Genomic DNA, 18,468 nt, shown 5'->3' on the forward strand with positions numbered 1-18,468 from the left:
GTAAAATAATCAACAGGGGTAGACATGAAAAATTATAAAAAAAGCACCATGTCGCTGGCCATCCTGGCGGCATTAACCGCAAGTATGCACAGCACGGTGTTAGCACAAGAAGCAGAACAGGCAACTAATGAAGAAGTTGAAATTATTGCCGTTAAAGGTTTTCGCAGCTCGGTGATCCGGGCAAAAGATATCAAACGCGATTCGATGATTGCGCAGGATTCGATAGTGGCAGAAGATATTGCCGACTTTCCGGATCTGAACCTGGCCGACTCACTGCAGCGGGTGCCGGGTGTGGCCATTACCCGCGAAGGTGGCGAAGGGCGGCAGATTTCACTGCGGGGCCTGGGGCCGGATTTTACCCGGGTGCAGGTAAATGGCATGGAGGCGTTGGGTATTTCGTCGTCGCCAATGGACAGCCGCGGTGCAGTTGGCCGCTCAAGGGCTTTCGACTTTAATATTTTCGCCTCAGAGCTGTTTAACCAAATTGATGTGAAAAAATCTTACTCTGCCGATCAGGAAGAAGGCGGCATTGGTGGTACGGTAAATTTACGCACTGCCAAACCGTTTGATTATGATGGTTTTCAGGGCGCAGTAGCCGGGCAGTTAGGCACCAACACTAATACCGACAGTAAAGATCCGCGTTTTGCCGGTATGTTATCCAACACCTGGGGCAACTTTGGTGCGCTGGCTTCTGTAGCCTACAGTAAAAAAGAATCACGCGAGATGGGGTATAACACCTATCGCTGGCGCAAAGTCAGAGCAGCCAATATCAGCGACAGCGTTGACGCGGGCGATGCCGCAGAAGCGGCTAATGGTAATGTCTGGTTTGCCCGAGGTAACCGTTATTCAGTATGGGACAACGAGCAACAGCGTTTGGGCGTAACCACTGCGCTGCAATACCGGCCAAGTAATGATCTGAAGTTTGCACTGGAATATATGTACGGCAAGCTGGAAAACGAGCTGGACGAGCATCATATTTCTACCGGTGGTACCAGCAGCACTGCGCTGGGCCGGATTGAGGAGCTGGAAGTTCTCGACAATAACGGCGATCTGGAGGCGGTATATGCCCGCTTCAGTAACTCGACTGTCCGCACGGAAAACCGCTCAGACTACAACGAGTCTATTTTTCAGCAACTGACATTTAATACCGACTGGCAAATTACCGATAATCTTGGTGTTAAGTTTCAGCTGGGTACCAGCACCTCTGACTACAACCAACCCAGATTAGACAAAGTTAACTTAACCCGCCGCGGCGGTATTACCACCGACTTTACTCAGGATCGGTTTTACGGTGTTAATACCTACGACTTTGACCCGACAGCGCTGGATGGCTGGACAGTAAAAGATCTGTACTTCCGTGAAGATTATATCGCCACCGATTTTGACAATGCCAAAGCAGATTTTGATTATGCCTTTGATAACGGCGGCATTTTAACTTTTGGTGCCAATTACAAAAAGTTTAAAAACAGCGGTAACATGCGTGAAGACGGCGGTTATGCTGAAAATAAAGCCACACCGCTAAATAACGGTATCAATACCATTTCTGATGCTGTCACCAGTGTTTACTCTGAGCACCCGAATATGTCGTGGTTGCAGGCAGATGTACGGGCATTGCAGGCATTTTATGGCCTGGAAGATTTAAAGCTGGGTGAAGATAAAATTATCCAGACTAACTCTTACACGGTAGAAGAAGAAACCAGCAGTTTATACACCCAGTATTACTGGGAATCGCTGATTGGCGGTAAAACATTACGCGGTACTGTTGGTGCGCGTTACTATGAAACCACGCTGACATCCAGCGGTGTGTCTAACGGACAGGATATCGTTATTGAGCGCGATTACTCAGGTGTGCTGCCAACATTAAACCTGGTGTACGAGCTGGGCGATGATTTACTGTTGCGCTTCAGCGCAGGTAAAAACCTGACGCGGCCTGCATTAAGTGCCATTTCGGTGTCGGCCAATGTGGCACAAATGACGGGTTCTCCGGGCGAAGTGGGCCGTATCGCCATTGGTAACCCTGATTTAAAGCCGTTTGAATCGACCAACTTCGATTTAGCGCTGGAATATTACTTTGAAGGTGTCGGCTCGTTATCAGCGGCGGTATTTCATAAAGATATTGAAAACTTTATTGTGACTGAATCCGTAACCGTGCCATACAGTGAACTGGGCTTGCCGGCGTCACTGCTGCCTACCGGCGCGACAGTGGATTCACTGTTTAACGTTACCTCACCGCAAAACTCTGATGCGTCAAAAATTAAAGGTGCAGAGTTAGCGTTTCAGCGCGATCTGGACTTTTTACCGGCGCCGTTCAACCAGTTGGGTGTTATTGCAAACTATACCTGGGTAGATGGCACTACGCTGTACCGCAACGTGCAGGGCTCGGGTGAGAACCAGGAGAAAAGCTTCCCGGGCCTGTCGAAACAGAGCTACAACTTTACGCTGTATTATGAATCTGACAGCTGGGGCGCCCGTATTGCCGCTGCACACCGCAGTAAATACATCAGCGCAGTTGAAGGCGGCTTAGCTGACGAAGATGAGCGTGGTTTCCATGACACCACCTACTTCGATTTCTCAGCATTTTACCAAATCACTGACTCGCTGAAATTTACTCTGGAAGCGATTAACCTGACTAACCAACGTGAAGTGCAGTACAGTGATTCCAGTGAACGGCCTTACAACACCACCACCAGCGGCCGCACTTACATGGCGGGTTTAAGCTATAAGTTTTGATTTACTGAACTAAGCTTTCATCGCTGCTAAAGCCTGCACCAGAGCCAGATAAAATGATCTCGGCACTGGTTCAGGCTTTGTTTTTTGTGTAACTTAAGCTGTTGTAAGCAGAAAGATATTTGGACAGCTGGCGGGCACCGGTATACAGTCGGTTAATCACGCTGCATGCTTAGTTAATCTTAATGGACGCTATGTCGAGCAAAAAACCTACCATCAAAGATGTGGCCCGCCTCGCCGGGGTGTCGTTTAAAACGGTGTCCCGGGTGGTCAATAACGAAGCCTGGGTCAGTGATGACATTAAAACCAGAGTGCAGGCAGTTATTGCCCAGCTGAATTATCAGCCCAACCGCACGGCGCGGCTAATGCGCACAGCGCCGTTTTCGCTGGCGTTTGTTTACGATAACCCCAACAGCCACTACGTAATAGAAATGCAAAACGGCATTTTATCGCAGTGCCGCCAGAAGGGCTTTGAGCTGGTTATCCACCCGACAGATTCTCATTCTGGCCAGGTGCTGCAGGAGCTAACCACCATTATTGGCAGTAATCAGGTTGGTGGAGTGATTTTGACGCCGCCACTGTCAGAAAACCGTGAGCTGGTGCAGCAACTGCTGGCCCAACAGGCCAAAGTAGTGCGTATAGTGTCAGGCTCTGCACCACCGGATGATCTGTGTCCGACAATTTATGTCGACGATGAACAAGCCGGTTTTAGTATCACCCGGCATTTGCTGACACAAGGCCACCGGCGCATTGCTTTTTTGGGCTATCACAAAGATCACCAGTCTTCACTGGGCCGCTATCGTGGTTATTGCGCCGCGCTGCACGAGGCCGGGTTAACAGTGTCAGAGCAACTGGTGATCACCGGTGATTTTACCTTTGACTCCGGTGTCGCCATGACCGAACAGCTATTACAACGCGGCGACAAGCCCAGCGCATTGTTTGGCTGTAATGATGAAATTGCCGCCGGTGCTTTATTTACCGCCCGTATGCACCAACTTGCGGTACCACAAGACTTATCGATAGTGGGCTTTGAAAACAGCCCGTTCTCGCGCCAAACCTGGCCAAGGTTAACCACAGTGCATCAACCCAATGCAGAAATAGCGGCCAAAGCTGCTGATTTACTGATTGGCTTAATGCTGGAATCGGAACAGCACAGTGAACATTGCGGCTTTGAGCTGCAGTTGGTATTACGTGACTCTGTATCTTTGTTGTCATAACCTGTCATTTTTAAAGTAAAAACAAGGGCTTAAAATTCATGTCAACGTTGTCATATTTTTAATTGACAACGTTGACAGTGCGATGCTAATTTGAACTCAGAGTGATGAATAAATCACCGCTCAGTAAGCTCTGGAACATAGGAAAAACGTTCAACAAACTATAATTAGCAACGAGAGAGCGCAGGTATGAACAGGTTGAAGCAGCACAAATTAGGTAAAAAAACAGTTATTGCATCGATTCTGGCGTCGTTATTATTTCCGGCGGTGGCACAGGAGCAAGTAGAAGATAAACCATCCGACGACGATAATTATGAAGTTATTTCTGTCACTTTCCGTGGCAGTTTAGTTGCGGCGGCAGATATTAAACGTCAGGACACCAAAGTAACTGATGCTATTACTACTGAAGACATCGGTAAATTCCCCAGCGAAAACATTGCTGAAGCTATTCAGCGTATTCCTGGTGTGCAAATTTCTAACGTAAACGGTCGTGGCTCAACAATCAGTGTGCGTGGCCTGGGTTCGCAATATGCACGCACCACCCTGAACGGCCAGACAATGGCCAGCGCCGATTTTACCAGTGGTTTTCGGTTTGACATTATTCAGACTGAACTGGCATCGTTGATTGAGGTAATCAAATCTCCTACAGCTGACATGGACACCGGCGGTTTATCCGGCACCATTAATATTGATACCGCCTCGCCTTTGTCTTTCAGAGAGCAAAAAATTCTGGTCTCGGCCAACGGCCAGTATTCAGAATTTTCACCCAGCGGTGATGTTACACCCAAAGCCAATTTTACCTATATTGACCAGTTTGCCGATAACACCGTGGGTGTGTTGCTGAATATGGGGTATCAGCAGTTAGACGACCGGGTAGATAACCTCTGGATGGACCGCTGGTTCGTTGATGCACAGGACGATGTTACGCCGCGCCGGCCACGGTATCGCCGCATTGACCGTGAAACCGACCGCACGCTGTTTAATGGTACCCTGCAGTGGCGGCCCGGCAACGAATTTGAAGCTAAATTTACAGCCGTGTATGCCGGCGATGACACCAAACAGGATCTGAACCAGCAGGTGTTTTTGTTCAATGAAAACCAGATCACCCGTTTAGGTGCTGCTGAAAATGGCGTGTATAACCAGATCCAAATTAATAACTTTACCACGGAAAATAACCGCCAGTTGGAAGAGAAAGACGCAAAATCAGAGGCTTACACCCTTGAATTGGATTACGACTGGAACGACTGGGCCTTTAGCAGCGTGCTGCATTACACCGCAGGCAAAGCGGTACATGATGAAGAAGCGGCGATATTAGCGACGGTAATTTCCCAGGCTACGCTGGATATCTCGAACCCGTCGAACGTGGTGTTTAATGTTGCTGAAAACTTAGCCGATCCGGCGCTGTATCCTGCGGTAATGCCGCGTAATGAATACCCCAATGGTGCCAGCCGTCAGATGGAGTCAGACGAAACCGCAGTGCAGTTTGATGCCACCCGTCTGCTGGATTGGCACGGTTTTACCAGTATTTCTACCGGCGTGAAATACCGTAAAGAAACACTGGAGCGTGAAGTTTACCGTACCGACCGTGCTGCAATTGGTGATGCCGATCCGGCAGATTTACCGTCGATGGCTGAGTATGGTTATCTGGTAACGGATTTTCTTGATAACCAGATGAGTATCCCGCACAGCTGGATAGCACCCAATATTCAGGCCTACCGTGATGCACTGGTGGCAGAAGGCGTAACAGTACCAACATTGTTTGCTGCTCAGTCCAGCTATTCAATGGAGCGGCAAATTACCTCGGCCTATCTGATGGCTAATTTTGAAACCGAAGTATTTGGTTTGGCACTGCGCGGCAATTTTGGTGGCCGTTACGAGCAAACCAAGCGTGATGTAAACACTTATCTGACCGGTGACACTCACCCGGATAACGAAGAAATTAAACTGGCGATAGGTGAAATTACCCAAAGCTATGATTACAACAACTTCCTGCCAAGTGCTAACTTTGTGCTGGCACTGAACGATGATATGCAGGTGCGTCTGGCTGCTGCCAAGGTATTGGTAAGGCCCATTTTAACCTCCAGCACCCAATTAGCTCCGTCGGAAACCTCCGGGGCAAACTCGGTTGGCAGCCGCACTTACACGGTAAACCTGGGCCAGCCAGAGCTAAAAGCTCTGACGGCGAATCAGCTGGATTTAGGCTGGGAGTGGTATTACAGCGAGGGTGATTCGTTAACGGTAAACCTGTTTCAGAAAGATATTAAAAACGGCACCGTCAGTGAGCTGGTGTGTCCGGCGCAATACAATGGTACAGCACTGGGTATGGCCGGTTCAGAATGCGTTGACAACAGCGGCAATATTTATGACATCACCGCCATTTACAACGACAGCTCAACGCTGACGGTAAAAGGCTACGAAATTGGCTGGAACCAGGGGCTGGATAACCTGTTACCGGTGGCCGGTTTTGGTTTAAGTTCTAACTATACCCGCATTCTGGTAGACGAAAGCGAAGGTTTTACCCTGAGCAATTCCTCTGAGCAAACCTGGAATATTACCGCCTACTGGGAAAACGAGGAATTCAGTGCCCGCGTAGCACTGAACCATCGTAGCCCTTATGTTCAGGACAGCAGCGATGCATTTTTTGCCCGTGAAGGCCGGGTGGTAAACGGCCGTAATCAGGTAGATTTGCTGTTAGGCTGGACCATCAGCGATCAGTGGTCGATGCGTTTTGGCGCACTTAACGTAACCGGTAAAGATGAAGAAGCCTACCGCGATGAGCAAACCCGTGCCTGGCAAACCACCAGTGTTATCGGCCGCAGCTACTATCTGGGTGTAAGCTTTAACCTGTAATACTTCGTAAAAACAGCAGCCTGCCGCCTGGGGCAGGCGCTGTGTTGTGCATTATAACGATGATAATAAAAGGACATCCCATGCATTTATCCCCGCTAAATTTATCGCCGCTAAATTTGTCTCAGTTTCGCCGCAAGCTACTGGCATCCTGTCTGTTGGCAGGTGCGCTGTTAAGCGGTTGCAGCCCGGCAGTTGAGCAAGCGCAAACCGCAGTGGCAGAACAACCAAACAGCGCAGGCGCTGAACCAGTGCGGCAACTGTTTGAGCGGGTGGCAGGCCATGCTGTACCGCATGTGCATTTTTCGCTGGTTAACGATGAGCAGCCAGATTGGTATCAGGTTGAGGCGCACGGCGGCCAGCTTTATGTCAGTGCCAATGCGTTAACGGCGCTAAGTTATGGTACTTATGAATATCTGCGCCAGATTGGCGCTATGTCAGTAAGCTGGGAGGGCAACCGGGTGCAGTTGCCACAGCAGTTTGCCGATTACCCGGCCGAGCGGGTTACAGCATTATTTCAACAGCGCGCTTACTTAAATGTTTGTGCTTATGGTTACACCACGCCGTGGTGGAGCTGGGATCGCTGGGAGCAGGAACTGGACTGGATGGCATTGCACGGGGTAAATAATCCGGTAGCGATGGAAGGCCAGGAATATATCTGGCAGCAGCTGTGGCGTGAGTTTGGTGTGTCAGATGAAGATCTGGCCGCTTATTTCTCTGGCCCGGCGTTTACCCCCTGGCAGCGGATGGGCAATATTGAAGGCCACGAAGGCCCGTTGCCACAGGCTTATATCGATAAAAAGCACCAGTTACAAAAGCAGATCCTGCAAAAAATGACCAGCTACAACATGAAACCGGTAGTACCGGCGTTTTCCGGTTATGTGCCGGAGCAATTTGTTAAAATGTTCCCCGACGCCAGAATTATTGAAATGAAAGCCTGGAGTGGCTTTCCTAAACCCACCTATTGGCTGGACCCTGCCGATCCGCTGTTTGCCAAAGTGGCCAAACGCTTTATTGAGCTTTATAACGCCGAATATGGTGAGCAGCAGTACTACCTGATGGATGCCTTTAACGAAATGCTGCCGCCGGTATCAAGCGATAACCGCTATCAGGATCTGGCCGGTTATGGCGAGGCACTTTACCAATCATTGGCGCAGGTTGTGCCCAACGCCACCTGGGTTATGCAGGGCTGGATGTTTGGCTCCGATCAGCATTTTTGGGATCTGCCCTCCATCGAAGCATTTTTAAGCAAGATACCTGATGACAAAATGATGATCCACGATATCGGTAATGACCGTTTCGATGTCTGGCAAAAAGCCAAAGGCTTTTACAACAAGCAGTGGGTATTTGGTTTTATCCATAACTATGGCGGCAGCAACCCGGTATATGCCGATTTTGACTACTACCGTGAAAAAGTGTCCGGCGTGTTGCAGCATGAAGATAAAGGCAATCTGACCGGTTACGGCGTTTTCCCTGAGGGGATACACGGCACATCGTCGGCATACGAATATATGTTCGATGTGGCCTGGCAGGGGCAGGCCACTGCCACCGGCGAATGGCTGCAACATTACCTGAATGCCCGTTATGGCAGCACCAGCCCGGCACTATTGTCGGCCTGGAACAAACTGTACAAATCTACGCTCAGCACTAAGTATTGGGAGCCACGCTGGTGGGAAGGCTCGGCCGGTGCTTATCTGTTATTTAAACGGCCATCTATCGAATACCTGCGTTACACCGGTGCGCCGGGCGATTTAACCATGCTGGATCAGGCATTGCAGCAATTGGTCGCGCTGCCGGCGAAAGAGCAAAGTACGACGTTATTCCGCTATGATTTGGTCGATTTTTCCCGCCATTCGACTACCCAACATATTGATATGCTGCTCCAACATACCATGCTGGCGTATCAGCAGGGCAAAGTGGAGCAGGGCGATAATTTCCGCCGCCAGGCCGGGCAACTGATACTGGGGGTGGATGCATTGATTGGTGGCCAGCAGGAAACGCTTTACAGCTGGGTTAATGATGCCCGCGCCTATGGAGACACGCCGGAATTGGCAGCGTTTTATGAGCGCAATGCCCGCAAGCAGGTAACCAGTTGGGGCGGCAGCAGCTTAAAAGACTATGCCTCTAAAGCCTGGCAGGGTATGTACGCGCACTTTTATCTGCCGCGCTGGCAGGTGTTTTTCGATGCCCAGCGCCAGGCCGCAGTAAGCGGTAAGCCACTGGATACTGCCGCACTGGAGCAGCAATTAATTGCCTGGGAAAACGCCTGGCTGGATCAGCCGTTACCGCCTGCATCAGCAGTACCGGATGATGTGGTGTCTGCAGTAAAAGCACTGCAGCAACTGGTGAAAGCCAGTAAAGCGCCACCGTCAAACCTTTAAGCAGGAATACACTATGCAATCACAACGTTTGCTGGCTTTAGATTTATTCCGTGGTTTAACCATTCTGTTTATGATTATGGTTAACAGCCCGAACACCTATGGTGAGTTTTCCCATGCCTACTGGGATGGCGTTACCTTTGCCGATTTTATTTTCCCGTTTTTTCTGATCATTGTCGGTGTGGCCGTGGCTATCGGTTTACAACCGGTAGCGCGCACCGCAGAGCAGCTAAGCGCTGCGCGGGTAAAAATTTTGCGCCGTACCCTGATCCTGTTTGGCCTTGGCATCTTTGTTAACCTGATTTACCTGAAATTTGCCGAGCTGCGCATTCTTGGCGTACTGCAACGTATTGCGCTGGTATATCTGGTGTGCTCGCTGCTGTCGATGCACTGCCGCACTAAGCGTCTGGTGCAAATCACGGTGTTTATTCTGCTGAGTTATTGGCTGCTGATTTTACTGGTACCAGCCCCTGGGCTGCCTGCCGGGCAACTGCAGCGTGATGCCAACCTGATCAACTGGTTCGACAGCCAATTTCTGCCTGGCATGTTGTGGCGTGGCAGCTGGGATCCGGAAGGCATACTCAGCACTTATCCTGCCATTGCCAGCGGTTTATTTGGCGTCATTATGGGCCGGCTGGTGCTGTTGCACAAACAACAGTTACCAACACTGGTAATGCTGCTGTTTGTGCTGGGTTTTAGCAGCTTTTTGCTCGGTTGCCTGTGGAGCTTGTGGTTTCCGCTGATTAAGCAAATCTGGAGCAGTTCTTTTGTTCTGGTAACCAGCGGTATGGCCAGCATGGTACTGGCATTACTGATTTGGTACACCGATGTACAGCAATACCGCAAGTTCAGCCATATTTCACTGGTGTTTGGCGCCAATGCCATTGTGGCTTATGTGCTGCATGTCGCGCTGGAAAAACTGCTGGAACTGCAAATTGCAGGTGTGTCGGTACATGGCAGTTATTTACAGTTGGCAGAGCAACTTGGCTTAAGCCGGTTTTTCAGTGCCGGGCTCTGGATACTTGCCTTTCTGGCCTTGTGTTACGTGCCGGTATGGTGGATGTATCAGCGCAAAATCTTCGTAAAAATTTAATGACATCAGTAGTGCAGTCTGAGGAGATTTTAGTGCAGCAAAGCGAACCACTTTTTATCGGGGTTGATGGCGGTGGCAGCAAATGTAAAGCCCGGCTGGAAAATGCCAATGGCCAATTGCTGGCTGAAGCAGTAGCAGGGCCGGCCAACCCGGCGACAGACTTTGTCCAGACAACCGACTCGATACTCAGCGCCTGTCAGCGCGTGCTGCAGCAAGCCGGTTACGCCAGTGCCATGTTAGCGCAAAGCCATGTGGTGCTGGGGCTGGCCGGGGTAAATGTACCGCGGGTACAACGGCAAATGCAAAACTGGCAGCACCCTTTTGCCAGCATGCAGGTAACTACCGATTTACATATTGCGTGTGCCGGTGCCCATGGCGGGCACGATGGCGCTATTTTAATTACCGGTACCGGTACTGCGGCTTTTGCCAGTGTTAATGGCGAGCAATGCTTGTTTAGTGCGCAGGGCTTTCCGCTGGGCGATCGTGGCAGCGGCGCCTGGCTTGGCTGGCAGGGCGTGTGCGCCACGCTGGACGTGCTGGATGGCCTGCAACCGGCAACAGAGCTTACGCGCAGTATTTGCCGTCGTTTGGCGGTAAGCAGCAATACCGATCTGATCAGCTGCTGTATAGGTTACAAAGCGGCAGATTACGGCCAGCTGGCGCCGTTGGTATTGCAACAGCAGCAGGCTGGTGATCCCTATGCCAGCGATATTCTGGCCAGAGGGCTGGGTTATATTCAGGCGTTATTGCAACGCCTGCAGGATAGCGGCGCAACACGCATTGCCATGATTGGCGGGCTGGCGCCGCAGTTGGCTGCGCTTTTACCTACTGCATTACAACAGCAACTTAGCCTGGTGCGGGGCTCACCGGAAGCGGGTGCTACAGCACTGGCACGGCAATATTTTTTGGAGAAAGTAACATGACATTAATGCAGCAGGAAGCCAGAGAAACCTGGCAACGTATTCAACAGCAAATCGACAGCAACGGCAGCTTATACGCAGAACTGGCAGAGCGCATTCGCAGCTTTGATCCGGCCTTTGTTTATATTGTTGGCCGTGGTACTTCTGATCATGCCGGTGTATTTGCCCGCTATCTGATTGAGGTAGAGCTGGGGGTGGTGGTGGCTGCCGCTGCGCCGTCGGTGGCCAGTTTATTTTCGCGCCAGCTTAAGTTACAGCGCGCGCTGGTGCTGCTTATCTCGCAGTCTGGCCGCAGTGAAGACATACTGGCACAGGCCCGCGCCGCCAAACAAAGCGGGGCTTTGGTGGTGGCGTTGGTAAACGATATCAGCTCACCGCTGGCAGCGCTGGCCGACTACGCAGTGCCGTTGCTGGCCGGGCCGGAAAAAGCCGTAGCGGCAACCAAAAGTTATTTGTGTACGCTGGCGGCGATATTACAGCTGGTTGCGCACTGGAAGCAGGATGCCGCGTTGCTTGGCGCATTAACCAGCTTGCCGCAAGCGCTGCAAAGCGTACTGGCACAACCGGCGCAGTTACAACTGCCGCACCTGCAACAACTGCGGCATTGTGTGGTGTTGGGGCGGGCTTTCGGTTATGCCATCAGCCGCGAAATTGCGCTTAAAATTAAAGAGGTATGCGGTATTCAGGCCGAAGCTTTTAGCAGCGCCGAGTTTTTACACGGCCCGGTATCCTTACTAAACCAGCCACTGACTTTGTTAAATGTGGCGCTTGAGGATGAAAGCGCCGGCGCGCATCAAACGCAAATTACCGAAGTAAAAAAACGCGGTGGTGAAGTAGTAACTTTGCAAATTGCGTTGCCGGGCATTCACCCGCGCCTGCAGCCATTATTGCTGATGCAGCGCTTTTATCTGGATATTGAAGCCATTGCTGTCGCGATGGGCAAAAACCCGGATGCCCCAACCGGGCTGAATAAAGTGACCATCACACTATGAGTAATAATTGTGAGTGTTAAATTATGAGTTTGGCTAATAACCCTGCACAAAGCCTGTATGTGGCGCAGTGCTTTGATGGCAGGCAGCAACTTAACGATGTCCGGCTAGACTGGCAAAATGGCCGTATCAGCGCTATTCAGGCCGGGGTTAAACCGGCACAATCCGGCCAACAGTTGCCGGGGCTGCTTTGCCCCGGTTTTTTTGACATTCAGGTAAATGGCGGCGGGGGCGTTTTATTTAACCAGCAGCCGGATATTGCCGCACTGCGCACTATCAGCCAGGCGCATTTGCAGTTTGGCACTACCGCTATGCTGCCTACAGTTATTACCGATGAGTTGCCGGTAATGCAGCGCTCTGCCGACGCGGTGGCGGCTTTGTTACCACAAACCGGGCATACGATAGTAGGTATTCACTTTGAAGGCCCGCACCTTTCAACCGCCCGGCGGGGTATTCACCCGGCTGCGTGTATCCGGCCACTGTCTGATGCCGAGATGACACTGTTTTGCCGTAAAGATCTGGGTATTGTTATGGTAACACTGGCACCGGAAACAGTGCCGGTAGCGCAAATTCGTGCGTTATGTGCAGCAGGCGTTATTGTCAGCCTGGGCCATTCTGCCGCAACGGCAGAACAAGCGCTGGCAGCCATTGACGCCGGAGCCCGCTGTTTTACCCATTTATTTAATGCTATGTCGCCGCTTACCAGCCGCGAACCCGGTATGGTGGGAGCGGCATTGGCAAGCAAAGATGTGTATTGTGGTCTTATTCTCGATCATCTGCATGTACATCCGCTGTCGGCCCGAATTGCTGCGCAATGTAAAGGTGAAGACAAACTGATCCTGGTCACCGATGCGATGGCACATACCGGCAGTGAGCTACAAACCTTAGCCTATCATGATACCGAAATTCGCCGCGACGGCTTAAAGCTTACACTACCCGACGGCACGCTGGCTGGCTCGGCGCTGGACATGCACACGGCACTACGGCACTACCACCATGATTTAGCATTGCCGCTTGGCAGCGGTTTAAAAGCGCTTAGCACCAACCCGGCAGTTTTGTGTGGCCTGCATACTGACATGGGTTACCTGCAACAGGGCGCGCTGGCTAATATGGTGCTGCTTAATGCAGATCTACAGTTACAACAGTGCTGGCTACAAGGCAGCCAAATTAATAACAATAACAGGAGAGTTGTATGACGCAGAGCAAAGCCGCAGGCAGCCTGCAACCGATTATTATTATCGGTGTGCTGTTTTTTATGTTTGGTTTTATTACCTGGCTAAACGGTGCTTTAATCCCGTTTTTACAACTGGTATGCCAGTTGGGTGAAGTAGAAGCCTTACTCATTGCTTTCAGTTTTTATATTGCCTACGTGGTAATGGCGCTGCCAATGGCGCGGGTGTTGATATGGTCCGGTTATAAAAATGCCATGTCAATTGGTCTTGGCCTGATAGCGCTGGGCTGTGCGCTGTTTATTCCGGCGGCGCTAAGCCAGCAATTTGGTGTGTTTTTGCTGGCACAATTTGTCGTGGGCTCGGGGCTTACTTTATTGCAAACTGCGTCTAACCCTTATCTGGTCAGGGTAGGGCCGGAGCAATCTGCCGCCGCGCGTATTTCGCTAATGGGTATTTTAAATAAAAGTGCCGGTGTGCTGGCACCTTTGGTATTTACCTGGCTGGTGCTGCAGGATCTGGGGCATATCACCGCTGAAAGCCTCGCCTTGCTGGACGAAGCACAGCGCCAGCAACAGCTGGAAATGCTGTCATTGCAGCTGATCACGCCTTATGCCGGCATTGCTGTGGCCATGTTGCTGCTGGCGGTGGCACTGCGCTTTTCTGCCTTACCTGATTTACCCGCCGAGCCTGCACCGGTTAGCACTGGCAAGGGCAAGGGCGATGCGTCGGTATGGCAGCACCGCCATCTGGTGCTGGGCGTTATTACGCTGTTTTGTTATGTTGGCGTTGAAGTCATCGCCGGTGACACTATCGGCTTGCTGGGGTCGGCATTAAAAGTACCGGGCGCCACTACGCTAACCTCTTACACGCTGGCATTTATGGTGCTGGGTTACAGTTTAGGTTTATTACTGGTACCACGGTTGTTATCACAGCGTCAGGCTTTAGCAACATCAGCCGCTTTGGGCCTGGTATTGTCGTTGGGTATTCTGCTGGCTGATGTACAAAGCACGGCTATCGCTGCAGTGCTGTGGGGCTGGGCGGGTATTCCGCTGTTGCCAGATCCGGTTAGCCTGGTGGCGTTATTGGGCCTGGCTAATGCGCTGGTATGGCCGGCGGTGTGGCCACTGGCGTTAGCGGGCTTAGGCTCGTTAACCCCAAAAGGCTCAGCCTTGTTGATTATGGGTATTGCCGGTGGTGCAGCATTACCGCTGATTTACGGCGTGCTGTCTGAACAAACCGGACCAATCAACGCTTACATGGTACTTTTACCCTGTTATGCGATGATTTTGTATTATGCGCTGCACGGCTGTAAGCGCACAGCAGCTAAACCGATATAGCTACAGTGCAAGCCGCAATAAATAAGTAAAAGAGGTAAATAATGAAGTTGTCTGTATGTGCATTAGGTCTGAGCATGGCTGTACTGGCCGGTTGTAACAGCAGCCCGCTGGTAACCGAAGCAAGCGATGCCACCGCCAACATCATCGACACCCGGCAGTGGCTGGCGGGCGATCACCATGTGCACACCCATTACAGCGTGCGCTGGGATACCACGGTGTTTCCACCCACGCCGATTATTGGCGGAGATGCTATTTATTCTATTCCGGTTAATGCCCAGATGGCGGCGCATCATGGTTTAAGCTGGATGGTTATTACCGATCACGGTGGGCCAAACCGCGCCAAACTGGCGCTGGAACAGGCTTATCCTGAATTACAGGCGTCACGTAAAGCGTTACCGCATATTTTGCAATTTTACGGCATGGAGTTTGACGTACCCGGCAACAGCCCCGGCGGCCGTCATGCCACCTTTATTATGCCTAAGCGGCCAACTGAAGCGCAGCAACTGTATGATATAGAAAGCAAATATAATGGTCGCCAGGGCATGCCACCGTCGGCTGATAAAGCCGATGACGCTTATATGCTGCTGGCGTTAAAAGCGATGGACGCGTTGCCCGACAAACCGTTGCTGCTTTCTAATCACCCCGGCCGGCTGGCAACCGGGTTTCGCAAATATAATAAAGTTACGCCAAAGCAATTACGAGACTGGCAAGACACTGCACCAGATGTAGTAATTGGTATGAGTGGCGCCGAAGGCCATCAGGCCGCCGTATTTAACCGTGACGGCAGTATCAAGCCAGACGGCGTGCGCGGTGAATACCCCGGTTATCCCACCATGGGCGGTTACGATCAGATGACTGCCCGTTTAGGTGGGGTGTGGGACAGCCTGCTTAGTGAAGGCCGCAAATGGTGGGTTACCGCAGTATCCGACAGTCATGGCCACTACACTGACGGCTGGGCTGACTTTTGGCCTGGCGAATATGCCAAAACCTATGTGTATGCCGATAACAATTACGACAGCATCTTCGACAATTTAAAAGCCGGGCGTGTATTTGCCGTTACCGGCGATTTAATTGACGCCCTGTTTGTTGAAGTGGCGGTAAAAGGCTCAGACCGCAGCGCCGGTATGGGTGAAACCTTAAGTGTAACGCCACAGGATGAACTGGTACTGCGGGTACGCTTTCGCGACCCGGATACCTTAAACGCCGGCGGCGATAACCCGCAGGTGGCACGGGTTGATGCCATTATCGGCCAAATCAGCGGCCCGGTCGCCGATCGTAATAGCGATGAAACCGCTACTACCCGGGTATTGCAGCGTTTTTACCAGCAAGACTGGCAACAACAAAACGGCTTTAGCGTATTGGAACTGCCACTTGGCAAGGTAACGGCCGATCAATACCTGCGCCTGCGCGGTACTAATCAGCGCGACGAGCTGGAACCGCAGCCGGATGAAAAAGGCGAAAACCCCTGGCATGATCTGTGGTTTTACAGCAATCCGGTGTTTATCAACGTTAGTAAAGTGCTGTAATCATAAGAAGTTTTGTGTAAGCAGAAATCACCTTGCTCACGCTAACACGCCGTAAATACATCCCTGTAGGCTCGATTCAGCCCATCCAGGGCTTCAACGGTTAGCTTAGAGCAAGCCGATTTCTGCTTCGGCGGTTATCGTATCCGTCATAAATCTATTTTGTGGAGCGACAATATGAATTTGCGACTAATACTGGCTGGCATTTTATGGTTGGGTCTGGCCTCCTGTGGTGCTGTACCTGCAAAGCCCAATCTGAAACACATTCATATTTTATATCCGGCCGGTTCGCCCAGGGCAATACAACTGGCTGCCACTGATTTACAGCAGGATCTGGCCGTGGTGCCGGGCGCAGAGGTTACCGTTAGCCCGCAACCGGATACTGCTGCCGATTTAACTATTATTATTGGCCAGCGAGAGTTGTTAGCGGCGCATCCGCTGCTAAATGAACACAGCCGCAGTGTGCTGCAGCACATTTCAGGCGCCCGTGGCGGGGTAATGCACCAGCAACCCGGTACCACACCGCTAATTATGCTGGCGGGGGCCGACGTACAAGGCACCCAGTACAGTGTGTACGATTTTAGCCAGCAGTTTTTGGGAGCAGATCCACTGGCATACTGGACCGGCAGCAAAGCCGCACCGGTGCCGTTTAGCAGCTTGCTAACCCTGACCACGCAGCAAATTGCTCCGCCGGTAGTACCGCTGCTGGTGTATTTTGAAAACGATGTTGACGAGCTGGCCAACTTTCGCGGCAACAGCCTGCAATACGACTGGCAAAGCTTTACCGCCATGATCGACAGCCTGGTACGGCTGCGCTACAACGGCATTGAACTGTTCGATATGCTTGGGCGGATCGAGTTTTACCAGCGGCCGGAATATACCGCCCGCTACCCGGATTACCAGCTGGACACCGCCTATTTGCAGCGGATGGTCGACTACATTCACGACAAAGGTATGCTACTGCAAATTGATATGATGATGGGGCGACAGCTGGGATCGCTGCCTGAAGAAGCAGCAAACTGCTGGTCGTCGCATAAAGACGAGTGGCTAAGCACCTGGCGTTATTATTTGCAGCATACGCCGATAAAACACGCCGACATTTTCGCCCTGCGCCCGCGTCACCAGATTTGGGATTGGGCCTACCAAAGCAGTTGCGGTGAAGACAAAGCCGAGGTATTTAATCAGGTATATGCTGCGCTTGGGCAATTAATTGACCAGTACAAACCCGGCGCCACTAAAGTGTGTACCTGCTACCACGATGGTATGGCGCTGTTTAACGGTAAATTTAACCCACCAAAAGATTTTATTGTCGCCTGGTCTGATGATGGCTGGGGCGATTTTGCAGAATTACCGGCTTCCTCTAAAGGCCACGCCATGGGCACCTATGTGCATGCCGGTTTCTGGCTAAACCATGATGTCGCCGATCCATACCCGCAACGTATTGAAGAGGTAATGCGCCGCATGTATCAGCAGCATCAGGCCGACCGCTATATGATGGTAAACGGCCAAACCTTCCGGCCATTTTTGCTTAATATAGAGGCCTATGCCGAAGCGGCCCGCTTGGGTAGTGCTTTTAATGGCGAGCAATTTTACCAGCAATGGCTAAGCCGCTATTTTGGTGATGCCGCCGCACCGCATGCACAGCAGGCATTGCAGCAGTTGCACCTGGCTCATAACGGCCATACCGGCTATGTTGAAATTCTGTGGCAAATTAAAGTGCTGCACGGCTTTTTGGCCAACCAACCGGTACAGCAACCCGGCCGCCATCATTTTGAGGTAACAGCAGCGCATATTCTGCCGTGGCTGGAAGCAACCCAGCCGCGTATTCAGGCGCTGCAGTTAGGCCAGCAATACGCAATACAAGGGCAAAAACTGTTGCAGCGTAATAATGTGTTCTACTACGACCATATTCAGCTACCGCTGCAGCTATACCTGGACTTACTGCAATATAACCAGCTGTTACTGCAACTGGCACAGCTAAAAATACAGGCACCGGCAGATTGGTTTAAAGCGTTGGGGCAGGGCTTATTACAACAGGCGCAGCAGCAGTTAACTACGCTGTACCAGCGCCGGTTGCAGGGCGATGAAGACCCCCGCTGGGCAGGCTGGTATCACCCCGACAACCGCCGGCCAAATAACGGCTTCCCGGCTGAGGCCGATCTGGCGGCTATAGCAAAAGCAATGCAGCAAGCCAGCAGCAAATAAGGTAAAGCTATTAAACGGATTCGTAACAGGATCAACGTTCCGTTATGCGAAAAATTTATACAC

11 protein-coding genes are annotated in these 18,468 nt (G+C 51.4%); all 11 read left to right on the plus strand.

The window, feature by feature from the left end; all coding sequences use genetic code 11:
- The first annotated feature begins 24 nt into the window (after positions 1 to 24).
- On the plus strand, positions 25 to 2,730 hold the full coding sequence (locus MJX74_RS02950) for a TonB-dependent receptor (RefSeq protein WP_240220779.1): 2,706 nt from the start codon (positions 25 to 27) through the stop codon (positions 2,728 to 2,730).
- Positions 2,731 to 2,921: 191 nt separating this feature from the next.
- On the plus strand, positions 2,922 to 3,944 hold the full coding sequence (locus tag MJX74_RS02955) for a LacI family DNA-binding transcriptional regulator (RefSeq protein WP_240220780.1): 1,023 nt from the start codon (positions 2,922 to 2,924) through the stop codon (positions 3,942 to 3,944).
- Between the two features lie 186 nt (positions 3,945 to 4,130).
- Complete coding sequence (locus MJX74_RS02960; RefSeq protein WP_240220781.1) at positions 4,131 to 6,791, plus strand: TonB-dependent receptor; 2,661 nt, start codon at positions 4,131 to 4,133, stop codon at positions 6,789 to 6,791.
- A gap of 80 nt (positions 6,792 to 6,871) precedes the next feature.
- Complete coding sequence (locus MJX74_RS02965) at positions 6,872 to 9,169, plus strand: alpha-N-acetylglucosaminidase (protein WP_240220783.1); 2,298 nt, start codon at positions 6,872 to 6,874, stop codon at positions 9,167 to 9,169.
- A gap of 13 nt (positions 9,170 to 9,182) precedes the next feature.
- Positions 9,183 to 10,259, plus strand: coding sequence for an acyltransferase family protein (locus MJX74_RS02970; RefSeq protein WP_240220785.1), 1,077 nt, complete (start codon positions 9,183 to 9,185; stop codon positions 10,257 to 10,259).
- Positions 10,260 to 10,291: 32 nt separating this feature from the next.
- Positions 10,292 to 11,182 (plus strand): glucosamine kinase nucleotide-binding domain-containing protein, encoded by an 891-nt coding sequence (locus MJX74_RS02975; RefSeq protein ID WP_240220787.1) that lies wholly within the window; start codon positions 10,292 to 10,294, stop codon positions 11,180 to 11,182.
- The gene (nagB-II, locus tag MJX74_RS02980; protein WP_240220789.1) at positions 11,179 to 12,171 is read left to right on the plus strand and encodes a glucosamine-6-phosphate deaminase NagB-II; all 993 of its coding nucleotides are present in this window, start codon (positions 11,179 to 11,181) and stop codon (positions 12,169 to 12,171) included. The genes MJX74_RS02975 and nagB-II overlap by 4 nt, the downstream gene beginning before the upstream one ends.
- A gap of 23 nt (positions 12,172 to 12,194) precedes the next feature.
- Positions 12,195 to 13,364, plus strand: coding sequence for an N-acetylglucosamine-6-phosphate deacetylase (gene nagA / locus MJX74_RS02985; protein ID WP_240220791.1), 1,170 nt, complete (start codon positions 12,195 to 12,197; stop codon positions 13,362 to 13,364).
- The gene (locus MJX74_RS02990) at positions 13,361 to 14,677 is read left to right on the plus strand and encodes a sugar MFS transporter (protein WP_240220793.1); all 1,317 of its coding nucleotides are present in this window, start codon (positions 13,361 to 13,363) and stop codon (positions 14,675 to 14,677) included. Before nagA ends, MJX74_RS02990 begins: the two co-directional genes overlap by 4 nt.
- Before the next feature lie 41 nt (positions 14,678 to 14,718).
- Complete coding sequence (locus MJX74_RS02995; RefSeq protein ID WP_240220794.1) at positions 14,719 to 16,203, plus strand: CehA/McbA family metallohydrolase domain-containing protein; 1,485 nt, start codon at positions 14,719 to 14,721, stop codon at positions 16,201 to 16,203.
- 174 nt (positions 16,204 to 16,377) lie between these two features.
- Positions 16,378 to 18,405, plus strand: coding sequence for a glycosyl hydrolase 115 family protein (locus MJX74_RS03000; RefSeq protein ID WP_240220795.1), 2,028 nt, complete (start codon positions 16,378 to 16,380; stop codon positions 18,403 to 18,405).
- The last annotated feature ends 63 nt before the right edge of the window (positions 18,406 to 18,468 follow it).

This window comes from Rheinheimera hassiensis, assembly GCF_022436675.1.
GTDB classification, from domain to species: domain Bacteria; phylum Pseudomonadota; class Gammaproteobacteria; order Enterobacterales; family Alteromonadaceae; genus Alishewanella; species Alishewanella hassiensis.